General features: G+C 39.8%; 13 protein-coding genes. 7 read left to right on the top strand and 6 right to left on the bottom strand.

The window, feature by feature from the left end; all coding sequences use genetic code 11:
* Nucleotides 1-21 precede the first annotated feature (21 nt).
* On the bottom strand, nt 22-222 hold the full coding sequence (locus tag IQ264_RS27425; protein WP_193984902.1) for a hypothetical protein: 201 nt from the start codon (nt 220-222) through the stop codon (nt 22-24).
* A 269-nt stretch (nt 223-491) separates the two neighbouring features.
* On the opposite strand from IQ264_RS27425, the gene IQ264_RS27420 reads away from it, so the two are divergent.
* The gene (locus IQ264_RS27420) at nt 492-1,565 is read left to right on the top strand and encodes a hypothetical protein (protein WP_193984900.1); all 1,074 of its coding nucleotides are present in this window, start codon (nt 492-494) and stop codon (nt 1,563-1,565) included.
* A 104-nt stretch (nt 1,566-1,669) separates the two neighbouring features.
* Here the strand turns inward: IQ264_RS27420 and arsS are convergent, their stop codons facing one another.
* Both arsS and arsM read right to left on the bottom strand, forming a co-directional pair.
* Nucleotides 1,670-2,677: an arsenosugar biosynthesis radical SAM (seleno)protein ArsS gene (gene arsS, locus IQ264_RS27415; protein WP_193984898.1), complete on the bottom strand. Its 1,008-nt coding sequence runs from the start codon at nt 2,675-2,677 to the stop codon at nt 1,670-1,672.
* A 119-nt stretch (nt 2,678-2,796) separates the two neighbouring features.
* Entirely contained in the window at nt 2,797-3,765 is a 969-nt protein-coding gene (arsM, locus tag IQ264_RS27410) for an arsenosugar biosynthesis arsenite methyltransferase ArsM (protein ID WP_193984896.1), read from the bottom strand.
* A gap of 129 nt (nt 3,766-3,894) precedes the next feature.
* Here arsM and IQ264_RS27405 point away from each other — a divergent pair, with 129 nt between their 5' ends.
* From IQ264_RS27405 to IQ264_RS27395, 3 genes are all read left to right on the top strand, one after another.
* The gene (locus IQ264_RS27405) at nt 3,895-4,422 is read left to right on the top strand and encodes a hypothetical protein (protein WP_193984894.1); all 528 of its coding nucleotides are present in this window, start codon (nt 3,895-3,897) and stop codon (nt 4,420-4,422) included.
* A gap of 406 nt (nt 4,423-4,828) precedes the next feature.
* The gene (ppsA, locus tag IQ264_RS27400) at nt 4,829-7,327 is read left to right on the top strand and encodes a phosphoenolpyruvate synthase (RefSeq protein WP_193984892.1); all 2,499 of its coding nucleotides are present in this window, start codon (nt 4,829-4,831) and stop codon (nt 7,325-7,327) included.
* Between the two features lie 234 nt (nt 7,328-7,561).
* The gene (locus tag IQ264_RS27395; RefSeq protein WP_193984890.1) at nt 7,562-8,044 is read left to right on the top strand and encodes a universal stress protein; all 483 of its coding nucleotides are present in this window, start codon (nt 7,562-7,564) and stop codon (nt 8,042-8,044) included.
* A gap of 109 nt (nt 8,045-8,153) precedes the next feature.
* Here IQ264_RS27395 and IQ264_RS27390 read toward each other — a convergent pair whose 3' ends face one another.
* Nucleotides 8,154-9,131, bottom strand: coding sequence for an exopolysaccharide biosynthesis polyprenyl glycosylphosphotransferase (locus tag IQ264_RS27390; protein ID WP_193984888.1), 978 nt, complete (start codon nt 9,129-9,131; stop codon nt 8,154-8,156).
* A gap of 273 nt (nt 9,132-9,404) precedes the next feature.
* Between IQ264_RS27390 and IQ264_RS27385 the strand changes: the two genes are divergently transcribed.
* The 3 genes from IQ264_RS27385 (at nt 9,405) to IQ264_RS27375 (ending at nt 11,908) form a co-directional block, all read left to right on the top strand.
* Entirely contained in the window at nt 9,405-9,917 is a 513-nt protein-coding gene (locus IQ264_RS27385; protein ID WP_193984885.1) for a hypothetical protein, read from the top strand.
* A 47-nt stretch (nt 9,918-9,964) separates the two neighbouring features.
* On the top strand, nt 9,965-10,852 hold the full coding sequence (locus IQ264_RS27380) for a hypothetical protein (RefSeq protein WP_193984883.1): 888 nt from the start codon (nt 9,965-9,967) through the stop codon (nt 10,850-10,852).
* 168 nt (nt 10,853-11,020) lie between these two features.
* Nucleotides 11,021-11,908, top strand: a complete 888-nt coding sequence (locus IQ264_RS27375) for a hypothetical protein (RefSeq protein WP_193984881.1) — start codon at nt 11,021-11,023, stop codon at nt 11,906-11,908.
* A 200-nt stretch (nt 11,909-12,108) separates the two neighbouring features.
* On the opposite strand, the gene IQ264_RS27370 is transcribed toward IQ264_RS27375, so the two are convergent.
* Together IQ264_RS27370 and rlmN are read right to left on the bottom strand one after the other, a co-directional pair.
* Nucleotides 12,109-12,672, bottom strand: a complete 564-nt coding sequence (locus tag IQ264_RS27370) for a sugar O-acetyltransferase (RefSeq protein WP_322744818.1) — start codon at nt 12,670-12,672, stop codon at nt 12,109-12,111.
* 2 nt (nt 12,673-12,674) lie between these two features.
* Nucleotides 12,675-13,697, bottom strand: coding sequence for a 23S rRNA (adenine(2503)-C(2))-methyltransferase RlmN (gene rlmN, locus IQ264_RS27365; RefSeq protein WP_193984904.1), 1,023 nt, complete (start codon nt 13,695-13,697; stop codon nt 12,675-12,677).
* Nucleotides 13,698-13,700 lie beyond the last annotated feature (3 nt).

The following is a 13,700-nucleotide window of genomic DNA, read 5'->3' as shown; positions in this document are numbered from 1 at the left end:
CTCTTGTTCCCCCCCACTTCTTCAACTCTCCCTACCCTTAATCTCGACTTCCCATCGGTCGATCGCATCCAAGACCCGTTGATAAGGTTCCGGGAGATCGGCGACAGTCATCTTTCTTTGAGCTATCGCCATCAAAATTTCACCACCTAGCCGATCGATAAGCTCGTCGATCTCAGGATAATTCTCTCGGTTGACGATTAATTCAAGCTTTCTATCAGACATATTATTACCTCTCTATTAAAAAACTAAAAGGAAAATACTCCAAAATTTGGGCCTTTTAAGGGCATCCAAAATCAGGGTTAGGAGAGGCATCTAGGAAGGATAAAGCCTCTCTAATGGCTTGCTAGCCGCTGATCGGGGGATTGCTGAAATGCTTGATAATAGGGGATATATAGCTATCTCCACTCCGAGCAGTAGAATCGCTCGGTTTCACTGCCTTTCAAATAGGCTAACATATAAATTGCAACTGAAGCAATAGTAAATATAAAGAAATGGCTGGAAGACAATTTACCTGTACGAGAATGCAACGAGACTGCATAAAGAATAACACTAATTCTCCAATAGAAAAGACAGAAAAATTAAGGGAAGGGTTGAAAATTTTAAAAAATAATCCTCAAGAATTTCGCGTGGAAAAAATCGGATGTAGCAAAAGAATTGTCACGGCTTTTTATGGATTAACTGCAAAAGATTTTGAATTAATCGAAGCGATAGCAATTCAACATAAAGCCACATACCCCGAAATAATACAAAATGCCATAGAAATTCTAATAAAAAAATACGAATGGAAAACTAAAGAAATATACGAAGTCGTAGGATCGAAAAAGACCAAGCGTTACTTTACTTCAACTAGGCTTAGGGATGCCTTACAACAGAACAGTTGGAATCCTAACGATAAATTAAGATTATTTCGGGAAGGATTATCTATTTTAGAACAATCACCAGAGAAAATAAAGATTGAAGGGATAGGAATAAAAGAGGAAAAAACGACTGTAACCTTATATCTCCAGGACTCAGATCTATTAAAGATAGATCGGCTTGTAGCCAGCACCGAAGGGTTGCACAGCGATGCTGTAATTGTCAGAAATGCAATTGAAGCGTTAATAGAAAAGTACAACTGGAAAAAATACAAGAAACCGCAAGATTGGGTTGAAAGCCCCTTATCAGTGACAGCGTTTAGCAAAGGAGCAAATCCAAATGCCAAAGCCAGCAATCGCAAAAAAATACCCTTGAGTATTAATGCACCACCAGCAATCGCAGAATATCTAAGAAGCTTGACCAAAACAGAGCGATCGCAAAGATATCTTAAGTCAAGTTACACGGCGACTGAGTTCTTTCGAGATGCGATCGACAATTGCGACTGGAAAAATTTGCAGCCGTTGTCGTCAATAGAAAAGTTTGGAAAAACTAAAGTAATCACCACAAACATCTATTTAGATCAACGAGAAACAATGGAAAATTTTCTAAAAAGTAGACCGCAATTTCATAACTTAACGGATGTATGTTTGGCAATCCTACTACAACAAATCAAAAGGAAAACATCTCAAAAACAATTAATGACAAATTAAGTTAATATTTTCATTTCCTTATAGGGGTGGTGAAGAGCCAATTGTATAGGTGTAAAAACTGGGAATAAATAAAGTGTAATCGCCATCTTCTGCTTTCATCCAAATCATTTTTCGACTAAAGCGCCGCCACAACTAGAACCACAACCAGCTGTACAACCATAACAATAATTTGCTGTCAGCACTTGTTCAATTAAATCTAAACTTCCCGCTGCTAATAACTTCGCCACTGTCAAGGTTTCGCCATCAGGAGTTTTTGCTCTTAGGTTTTCCATTTGGTTAAAGTCACAGTCATAAACGTTACCCAAATAGTCAATAGATAACTCATCTCGGCACATGAGATGTGCGATCGTACCTGGGTTAAAATTTGACTCCAAGAAATGTAGATAGGGATTATACAGCTTTTGCCGTTCTAAATGTAGCTTGGTTCTGCCGATCGGTAAATTAGTAATGGTGAACAAGCTATTAAAACAAATATCAAAATGTTCTCGTAAGAACATTTTGTAATCTTTTTCTAACTTGTCCTGACTCGGAGTTAAGGAAAACTTCTCTGTACTAGGGACTTGGGGATTATAAACTAAATCCAGAATCAAATTCGGATCTTTACCATAACCCAACTTATTCAACCATTGCAACGCCTGAATTGAAGCATCATAAACCCCTTTGCCGCGCATTTTATCCACATTATCTTGTAAATAACAAGGTAAAGAAGCAACAATTCTCAGTTGATGTTCAGCACAATATTCGGGAATATCGGTAAACCCTTCAACAAAATAAATGGTGAGATTAGACCTCACAATTACTTGTTTTCCTGTTTCTTTAGCTGCCTCTACCAGTGGCTTAAAACCATAGTTCATTTCCGGCGCACCGCCAGTTAAATCAACTATCTTAATTTGGGGAAATTTATAAATTAATTCAATTAATTGCTGGCAAATTTCTGGCGAAAGATCTTCAGTTCGTTTTGGCCCAGCCTCCACATGACAATGAGTGCAAGCTAGGTTACAGCGTTTACCTAAATTTATTTGTAAAACGCTAATTTTATTTTTAGTCAATGGCGCACTTAGTTTTTTCCTAAAAGTTGGCACCGCTAACTTTTCCGAACTTGACTGAAGCATTTTTATTCCCTAGAAATTGCCTAACTAAATTATAGAGTAACAAAACTTAGGTAGGGTGCGTTAGTAGTAACGTAACGCACCGTTCCACTAAATTCTTTAACCTTTACTTGCAGAAATAATTAACAACAACCACCGCCAGTGTAATGCCAAGTAGAATCAGTAATTAAAATTTCCTTACCAGGTAATGAACCCAAATTTTTAGCAGTTTTATCACAAACTGCGGCGGGGACACCGCGTTGTAGTAAATGTCCAGCCGAGTCATCAAAAAACTCTTCTGCACCAACATAGATTGCTGTTTTACCTGTAAAAATACAAGCCCCATCTTCCGGGATTAACACTTTAAAAGCTACCGAATCGAGACTTTCTAAAAGTAACGGTTCTGAGAGATTATAAGTTTGACAATCTAAAACTCTGTAGGGACGCTTGGCGCGAATTTCTACTTGTCCAAATCCGACATCAACTAAATGTTGAGTATACTCTTCATAAGTTAACGCACCGGACAAACACATAGCTCGCAAACGTTCGTCTTGTCGTAAATGTTCGGGGATTGGACTGGTAGCAATGGGGTCACTCATAATTAAGCGTCCACCAGGTTTTAAAACCCGATAAGCTTCTTGGAGAGCTTTAGTTAAATCAGCTGGTTCAAAAATGTTAAACAAACAATTTTGCGCTACTACATCCACAGAAGCATCGGCAACTGGAAGAGTAAAAGCATCACCTGGACGAATTTCGACAAAACTAACATCAAACCAAGGATTTATTTGAGCAGCAATTTCTAAATTTCGAGTAGCTGCTTGGCGCATAGCTTCTACAGGGTCAACGGCAATTACTGCACCCAGACGACGACAAAAATAAGCAAATTGTAAAGCTTCTAAACCGCCACCAACACCTACATAAAGTACAGTTGGTTCACCTGCTAATTCTGTGGGATGAACAGTAGTACCACAACCATAGTTCATTTCCTGCATTTGCCGGGGAATTTTCAATCCGGGGAATTGCACGGGACTACTTTGCACGCAACATAGACCAACTTGTGGTTGTTCTGCTACTTCAGTGTAAAATTTTGCAGTCGTTTCTAAATAGCTCATTTTTGGTTAAAACAGAGAGAACATTTATAACTGTAGAATTTAAAACTTTAATATGGCAAATTGGTCATGAAGTTGATTGTTATTATAATTGCTTTTGCTTAGAGTTAAATTATCGGGAGAAGTTAGATAATGAGTAAATTTCAGAAAGCGGCTATTGTTTTGACTAGTTTAGTTTTTCCTTGGTTGGGAGTGCAAGCAAACCAAACGGCTATCCCTGTTGTTGAATCTTTTCCCGTTGTAGCACAGACGAGTGAGCTGAATTTGATTCAGAGGGGTAGGGGGAGACTAAATATTGGTAATCGTCGCACTAGAGGTATTGAAGGTGCGTCAGTGATAGTTCGACCAATGGGAAGTGTTGATTTAGGATTAACTTATTCTGATGGTAGAGGAACAATACGATTTGGTGGTCAGTTAATTTCCCAAACTGAAGATAGTTTAACCATTGCGCTGACTAATTGTGGTAATGCTGATGCTTCGGGGGAAGTTACCGTTTCTTATGGCTCATTTAGTTCTATCAATTCGATGTCGGGTAAGGGTTTTGTGGATGGTAAATCCTTAACTTTCCAATTTAACGGGGCTTCTAAGGATAATGTGGGTACTCAACCAATGAATCTGTCCCAAACTGGTAGCGGTTTATTAGACATCTCCAGAAATTAAATGTGCGTTACTTGCAAGCCTTGTAGAGACGTTGTATACAACGTCTCTACTTTTTTGGAGATGTCTACAGATGAATCTGGGGGCTGGAACTAAGGCTAGATTTTTTTCTTTCCTCGCCTTACGTCGGGGGTCAAGGAGATAGAGATAATTCAATACGTATCCTAGTGTAGTCTCAATGGTTAGTTAACAATTACCAAAGTAATGCCTGGTTTTTATGAAGTTATGTATAGGTGGTTGTTGAGGAGAAACAAGGTTGAAAAGTAGGAAATTTTAATTTTTTTACTTTCGTAACTAAAGGGAGGAAAAAGTTAGTAACAGGAGAAGATTATAAAGAATTTCTGCATTTGGTGATAAACGACAAAGTGATGTTTATCCTGATAATTATGGAGCGTGAAGGAAATGAATTATGGTTACTGCTCTACAACAAAAAACATCACCGGAATCTAAAGACAAGGCGTTAGTTCTGTGGTTTGAAGAAGTAGGAATTGCTGATATTCCCTTAGTAGGTGGAAAGAATGCCTCTCTGGGAGAAATGATTCAAGAATTGACTCCCAAAGGAATAAATGTTCCCACGGGTTTTGCGACAACGGCTTATGCTTATCGGTACTTTATTAAAGGCGCTGGATTAGAAGAAAAGCTACGGCAAATTTTTTCGGATTTAGATGTAGAGGATGTTAATAATTTAAGAGAACGTGGCAAACAAGCACGGGCTTTAATCCTTGATACCCCATTCCCACCAGATTTACAAGCTGCGATCGCATCTGCATATCAAAAACTCTGCGAACGCTACGGTTACAATAAAGATATCTGCGATCGATTTGAAGGTGAAGCCAAAGAACAGTGCGAATCTCAAAGTCAAGATGTTGACGTGGCTGTTCGTTCTTCTGCGACTGCTGAAGACTTGCCAGATGCGAGTTTTGCAGGTCAACAAGAAACTTATTTGAATGTACATGGAGTTAGATCAGTTTTAGAAGCTTGCCATAGATGTTTTGCTTCTATTTTTACCGATCGTGCTATTTCTTATCGTACTATCAAAAACTTCGATCATTTTGAAGTTGCCTTGTCAGTAGGCGTACAAAAAATGGTGCGTTCTGACTTAGCTTCTTCTGGTGTTATGTTCTCGATTGACACCGAAACCGGATTCAAGAATGCAGCTTTAGTTACAGCCGCTTATGGTTTAGGTGAAAACGTAGTTCAAGGTGCGGTTAACCCTGATGAATATTTCGTTTTCAAACCGACTTTAAAAGACGGATATCGCCCAATTTTGGAAAAACGTTTGGGTACCAAAGAGATCAAAATGATCTACGATGTCGGCGGTACTAAACTGACGAAAAATGTATCAGTTGCTCAATCAGAAAGAGTTAAATTCGCTCTGAGTGATGACGAAATTCTCACCCTGGGCAAATGGGCTTGCATAATTGAAGACCACTATTCAGCAGTTCGCGGTACTTATACGCCGATGGACATTGAATGGGCAAAAGATGGTTTAAATGGTGGACTTTATATTGTTCAAGCTCGTCCAGAAACGGTTCAATCACAAAAATCTGGTAGCATTCTGCGTAATTTCAAACTGAATGGCACAGGCAATGTATTGACTACCGGACGTGCTGTGGGAGAAATGATCGGTCAAGGTAAGGCGCGGGTGATTCTGGATGTGCATAATCTCGATCAATTCCAAGCTGGTGAAGTCTTAGTTACCAACAAGACTGACCCGGATTGGGAACCTATCATGAAGAAAGCTAGTGCGATCGTTACCAACCAAGGTGGACGCACTTGCCACGCAGCGATTATCGCTCGTGAAATGGGTATCCCTGCGATCGTAGGTTGTGGAAACGCTACTGGTTTGCTCAAATCTGGTCAAGAAGTTACCGTATCTTGTGCAGAAGGTGAAGAAGGACGGGTTTACGAAGGTTTAGTACCTTTTGAAATTATCGAAACTCAACTGGATAACCTACCGCAAATCAAGACCAAGATTTTGATGAACGTTGGTAATCCAGAAGAAGCTTTTGGTTTATCCTCGATTCCTTGTGATGGTGTTGGTCTAGCTCGCTTAGAATTCATTATCGCCAATCACATTAAATGTCATCCATTGGCATTGTTGAAGTTTGACCAATTAGAAGATAAAGCAGCGAAGTGGGAAATTCAACAATTAACCGCTCTCTACGAAAATAAAGCTGACTTCTTCGTAGACAAACTAGCTCATGGTATCGGGATGATTGCGGCTGCATTCTATCCGAAACCAGTGGTGCTGCGGATGTCTGACTTCAAGAGCAATGAATACGCTAACTTGCTCGGTGGACGAGAATTTGAGCCGAAAGAAGAAAACCCGATGATCGGTTGGCGTGGTGCTTCTCGTTACTACGATCCAAATTATCGCGAAGCTTACGGTTTAGAATGTATTGCCCTGAAACGGGTACGCGACGAAATGGGTTTAACCAACGTGATTCCGATGATTCCGTTCTGCCGCACTCCTGATGAAGGACGCAAGGTATTGGCGGAAATGGAAAAATACGGTTTGAAACGGGGCGAAAATGGCTTGCAAGTCTACGTGATGTGCGAAATTCCCAATAACGTAATCATGGCAGACGAGTTTAGTCAAGTGTTTGATGGGTTCTCGATCGGTTCTAACGACCTAACCCAGTTAACATTGGGATTAGACCGTGACTCCGCTTTAGTTGCTCACATCTTCGACGAACGCAACCCTGGCGTGAAAGAAATGGTACGGTTGGTGATTGAAAAAGCCAAAAAGAACGATCGCAAGATTGGTATTTGTGGTCAAGCACCTTCTGACTATCCAGAGTTTGCCCGCTTCTTGGTGGAACAAGGAATTGATTCGATCAGCTTGAACCCTGACTCAGTGATCAAGACGCTGCTTGACATCGCCAAAATGGAAAGTGGCAACTGATAACTAAAGTTTAATCTGAGAGATTTGCGTCTCTACAGTCTCTACAAAGGCATTGCTCTAGCGGGTATTTCTGCTAGAGCGTTTTTTCTTATTAAGGATAAAGGTTAATTGATTTTTGCTTGCTGTTAAAAAAATCAATAATCTTTTCTTTTATCCTTGAGGATTTAATTTTTGGCTTATGCTTGAATCGGTAAAAAACCTTTTGCCGACAAAACCCGTCAAAAAGCTTGAGTTATGTTTAAAAAGATTCTGGTGGCAATTGATTCTTTGGAAACGAGCAATCATATTCTGGCAGCAGCTTTGTTTATGGCTAAAGCCAGTAATGCGGAATTAATGCTGTTGCACGTCCTCAGTCCTTTTGAGGAAGGTTATCCCAACATGAGGATTCAGATAATTAACAACTCCCAAACTTTTACCCATCAGGAAACTATTACTACTTATTTAAAACAGCGAGAGAAGTTTGAAAGTCAAAGCTTGGAGTTATTGCGATCGCATTTGGTGCAAGCGATCGCAATGGGTATTAAAGCTGAGATGACCCAAAATTTTGGCGACCCCAAGTTGAACATTTGTGATTTAGCTCGAACTTGGGGTGCTGATTTAATAGTAATGGGACGACGAGCTAACTATGACATTAAAGATGCCATTCATGGCAGCGTGAGTAGCTATGTGCTGCATAATTCTCTCTGTCCTGTACTGACCCTGCAACATCAAGAATAATTTGGCACTCAAAATAGTGCAGTGCGGCAGAAATAACCAATCAGTTTAAAAAACGTAAAAAGCTCAACCGAAAAGCTTTCTTCCTTTCTATCTTGGAGCCTTCTGCCTGCTAATAAGCACCGCTATTTCTGTTAAATACAATGAAGATAGTTTTGAAAATCAACTTCAGGTCATATATGAGACTCCAATTTTCTTGATATTTCAAATCCAAACGAATGACATCTTCAAAATTCTTAATTTGTGACCTGCCGTTTACTTGCCATTCCCCAGTCATACCTGGTTTTACATCTAAACGCTGCCATTCAGGGACATCATACTTTTCCACTTCATCGGGCGTAGGTGGTCTAGTTCCCACTAAACTCATTTCCCCAATTAAAACATTCCAAAACTGCGGGATTTCATCTAAACTAGTTTTTCGTAAAAATCGACCTACTTTTGTAATTCGCGGATCGTTATCGTTTTTGAATAATGGCCCAGCAAGTTGGTTTTTGACTTGTGATTTCATCTGTTCGGCATTGACACACATGGAACGAAATTTCCACATCCGAAATTTTTTGCCCATCCAACCACAGCGTATTTGTCCGAAGAAAATTGGCCCCGGACTGTCTAATTTAATCGCAATGGCAATGGGAATAAATAAAATAGCTGTAATTACTAAACCTACTATTGCTCCTACAACATCAAGCGATCGCTTAATCCAAGAATAGATAGAAGGATGAGTAGGAGGGGGTACAATTTCACTTTTATCGGTAGTTTTTTCTGCTTCTGTGCTGACAGTTTGTTCTATCGGCAAAACTTCATTCAGTCCAGTCAGAGATAAAACTGCCATGACTTGCGGACGCACGTCTCGTAATAGTAGTTCTATCCCCTTGTCTTTTGTCAGTTTAAAATTGCTAACTAAAGCACCTAAACCACTACTATCCATAAAAGTAGTATGACTAAAATCGAAAATAATTTTGTCAGGTGGAGTATCTGCTTGACATAGTTCGTGACAGGTTTTCCTAAATTCCACAGCTTCTAATACAGTTAAGCGTGGTGGTACTTGAATCAAGGTAGTTTCTTTCAAGACAATTACCTCAGAATACATAATTTCAATGGTTAAGTAACAATCTTAACTAACAGCAAAATGCAGACTTTAATGTTAGTGTGCCTAAAATCCGGAACTTTTTCCAGATAAATCGTTAAGCTTTATCAAAATTTCTCAATTTCTGGGAAAAGATCTTAACAATTGATGGTTGTATGAGCATTGAGTAGGTATCTAATAGAATTGGGGGCAAATTGATTCTACTAAAAGTTATGACAATTTGCCAAAATATAGGTGACAATATGGAACGTGCGGCCTATAGTTAGGTAAAAAGCGATGAATTTTGCAAAAATCCAGAGAATTTTGGCTCCGTTTTTACTTGGCTTGTTGTTGCTGGTGTCTTCCTGTGCAACACAAGCTCCTTCGCGCTATCAGCAAGCCCAAAATGCGAGTACGGGTAGAAACGCTACTCCGGCAGTAGTCAAAGAGTCTACCCAAGGCTCACAGTTTAATAAATATTTTCCTAAATCTGGTGGTGGCTATCAAGTAGTACCAGCCCAGGAGAAAAAAGGTTTTGCCGAATACAAGTTGAAAAAAGATGGTAAAGATGTGGCTGTGCTTTCTGTTTCTGATACGCTGAATACCCCTACAGCAAAGCAGAAATTCCAAAGTAGTGGGAAAACAATTGCTGGTTATCCAGCGGCTAATATTGGTAGTAATGGAACAGCTGTGTTAGTTGCCGATCGCTATCAGGTAAAAGTCCAATCTCGCGATCCATCTTTTAGCCAAAGCGATCGAGAAGCTTGGTTGCAAAAATTCAATCTGCGTGGTATTGCGGCGCTGAAATAGTCTGCGCTCAAATTCAAATTAATAACTAGTAAAACAAGGAAGTAGTTGTGAGTAAACCTATTTTCGAGTTGGTGAATGAACTACCTACAGGTGGACTAACAGTAATGTCGTTGCGATCGCTAGATTTTATCATTCCTGGAGAGTGGCAAAATCTCGTAGGTTTTGATAATACGATTCGCACTGTTACTGGAGAAACAGACGAGAGCATAATTCAACAAATTGGCGATCGGGCCGTTACTTTATACAACGACAAATCCCAAGGATATCAAACCGCATTGTGGCTGTACCAAACTGTTACCAGTGGTTCAAAATTATTGGGTACGGCGGCATTAGCAAATAAAATCGGTGAAAAGGTTTCCTTATTGGGTTTTTTAGATAAAATCACCCCGAAAGCCGAAAAAGCACAAACCATTGACTTAGCCGTAAAATTGGTTGTGGAATTAGTAGCTTTTTGTCAAATTAACGGCATTCCTGGTGATAGCATTGGCGACTTTTTAGGAGCTTTAGGAGACTATAGCGGCGAGTCTTTAATGCGGATGGCGGCGTTAGTTTGCTTTGATGGTTTAATTCCCTTGGGGCCTGATTTTATCCAAAAAGTTCTGTCTGGATTTAATACAATGAGTCCCCAAGAATTACAACAAAATCAAAGCTTTAATAGCGTGAAAGATTTAATTCCTGGAGGTAATACTGAAGGACAAAAGAATTTCATTCTCCAAAGCTTTGATTCAGTTTCCGGTTGGATGAGTGGTTTTGTCAATTCTCATAATTTAACACCGCAAAATGTTGCCCAAAATTTATCAAGCTTTATTGATGTTGCGGATGATAAATTAGATTACCTTGCTGCTTTTCTGGATGTTTCAACTAACTATTACGAACATACAGGAATTCAAACTTTAGCACGTCGGTTGGTTGAAAGAGCGTCGGCGGAAATTTAGGAAGAAAGGCAGAAGGCAGAAGGCAGAGGGCAGAAGGAAAAAGAGGGAAAAGGTAAAAGGTAAAACTTGATTACCCCATCTCTTTAACTTCTCCTCTTTACTTCTGCGAAATTTGAACTTTTGTCGAGTTTGGGCTGTCTAAAAAGAGAGTTGAATGAGTGAAAAATTATGCCACAAACTACAGGAATTGATGAATTAATTGATAATTTACCCGCGAGAAATACAACTGTTTATTTGTTACAGGGTTTAGATTTTGTTGTGCCTGGGGAGTGGGAAAATATAGTAGGTTTTGATAATATGATTCGGGCGGTTACTGGTAAGAAAGACAAAGATAAGATTAAGAAAATACGCGATCGGGCCTTAAAAATATATAACGATCCATCACAAGGATATCAAAGAGCGATTTGGCTGTACCAAATTGCCGATACAGCGGATAGCGCGATGGGTGCGATCGCGATCGCAAATAAACTAAGTGAAAAAGTTAGCTTTCTTTCATTTTTAAATAAACTAACACCCAAATCCGACGTAATTCAAAGCATCGATCTCGGTTTAAAATTAGTAATTGAGTTATTAGCTTTCTCTGCCATTCATCAAATCCCCGTTACCAACTTTGGAGCTTTTGGCAATGCTTTAAGTAAATATAGCGGACAATCATTAATGCGAATGGCAGCATTAGTTTCCGTTGATGCGTTAGTTCCCCTTGGGCCAGATTTTATCAGAAAAGTACATACAAACTTGACTAGTATCAACCCAGCCACTTTACAACAAAACCCAATTTTTCAAAGTATTAGCGGCATGATTCCGGGAAATAGTACAACCGAAAAGTTGGGATTTATGGAACAAAATTTCGCCGCCGTACAAGGGTGGATGAATAACTTTGTGCAATCCCATCAATTAACGCCACAAAACGTAGTTAGTCACTTAAAACAGTACATTGATTTTGCTGATGACAAATTAGATTATGTTGCAGCATTTTTAGATGTATCAACCAATTATTATCAGCATACAGGAACACAAAGCGTAGCACGACATTTAATTGAAAAAGCAGCTAATTAGCCCAAATATCAAAGCTTACATCTGTGTTCATCTGTGTTCATCTGTGGTAAAAATCCTCAACTTTTGGCAAGTCCCAAAGCACTGCGCGAATACATCCAGGGTCGCAAGTGTCTCAAAGTATTAGACCTCTTTGGCACTATTGATTACGACGAAGACTACAACTACAAACAACAACGTCAGCAGAAATGAGCTTCAAAAAATCATAACTCTCGAATTACCCGACAAGGATTTCCCGCAGCAACTACATTTTCAGGAATATTTTTTGTGACTACACTTCCGGCACCAATAGTAGTATTATCGCCGATCGACACACCAGGACAAATAATTGCCCCACCACCAATCCAAACATTATTACCGATTTTTATTGGTGCAGCGAGTTCCTTTCCTGTCAACCGAATTTTCGGGTCTACTGGATGATAAGCTGTGTAAATTTGCACATAAGGCGCACACATAACATTATCGCCAATATGCACTGTATTGCAATCTAAAATTACGCAACCATAATTCATGTAAAAGTTGTCACCAGCATAAATGTGACAACCATAATCGCAATAGAAATTAGGAGTAATTTGGGGGTTTTTTCCGACTTTAGCGAATAGTTGGTGGAGGAGTTGCGATCGCAAATCCCTCTCCTCCTCCCCCGTATTATTATACAAACGAGTCAGCCGACAAGCCTCCAAATGCAAAGTTTGTAACTCCGCATCAGCAGCAACATACAACTCACCCGCAAGCATTTTTTCTCTTTCTGTTTTCAACTGTTCCATTATTAAGCCTTACTCGCCCTTAATTGTCCACAAGCGGCATCAGCTTCCAAGCCTCTAGAATAGCGAACGCTGACGGCAATATGTTTATTTTGCAGAACATTCATAAAAGCTCTAATTCGCTTTGCATTTGGGCGTTGATAATCTGCTTCTTGAATCGGATTATAAGGAATTAAATTTACATGACTTTGGAAACCGCGCAAATGTTTCGCTAACTCTTCCGCTTGTTCCGGTAAATCATTCACCCCTGCCAACAGGATATATTCAAAAGTTACTCTTCGCCCAGTAATTTGGACATATTCCCGACATTCATCAAGCAGATTTTCCAAAGTGTAATTTTTAGCAGTCGGAATCAATTTTTCCCGCAAAGTTTGGTTAGAAGCGTGCAAACTCACCGCCAAAGTAACTTGTAAATGATACTCGGCTAATTGGCGAATTTTTCCCGGAATACCCACAGTAGAAACTGTAATATTTCGCTGTCCAATACCCACATCTTCGTTCAGGGATTTAATTGAACCCACTACATTTTCTAGATTTATTAAAGGTTCGCCCATGCCCATAAATACAATGTTGCTGACGCGCCTTTGAAAATCTTCTTGAACTGTCAAAACTTGGTCGATGATTTCATGTTTGGCGAGGTTACGTTTAAAACCGCCTTTACCTGTGGCGCAAAAATCGCACGCCATCGGACAACCTACTTGGGAAGAAACGCAAACAGTCAAGCGTTTTTCTGTGGGAATGCCGACTGTTTCGACTATTTGATTATCGGCTAATTGCAGGAGATATTTAACTGTTTCATCTGGGGCAACAGATCGATAATGTGTAGTCGATCGACCAATAGAAATATCAGCCAAATTATCGCGCCATTGTTTGGGAAAAACTGTAATTTCCGAAAGACTTCTTGCGCCTTTTTCGTATATCCATTGATGCAGCTGTTTTCCCCGATAGGCTGGTTGCCCTTGCTGCTGCACCCATTCGGTTAATTCTGCCACTGAAGCACCAAGGAGGGCAGAGGGGCAGAGGGGCAGAGG

Origin of the sequence: [Phormidium] sp. LEGE 05292, from assembly GCF_015207735.1 — a bacterium.
Taxonomy (GTDB): Bacteria; Cyanobacteriota; Cyanobacteriia; order Cyanobacteriales; family Aerosakkonemataceae; genus Floridanema.
This window is presented reverse-complemented; position numbering and strand designations above follow the sequence as displayed.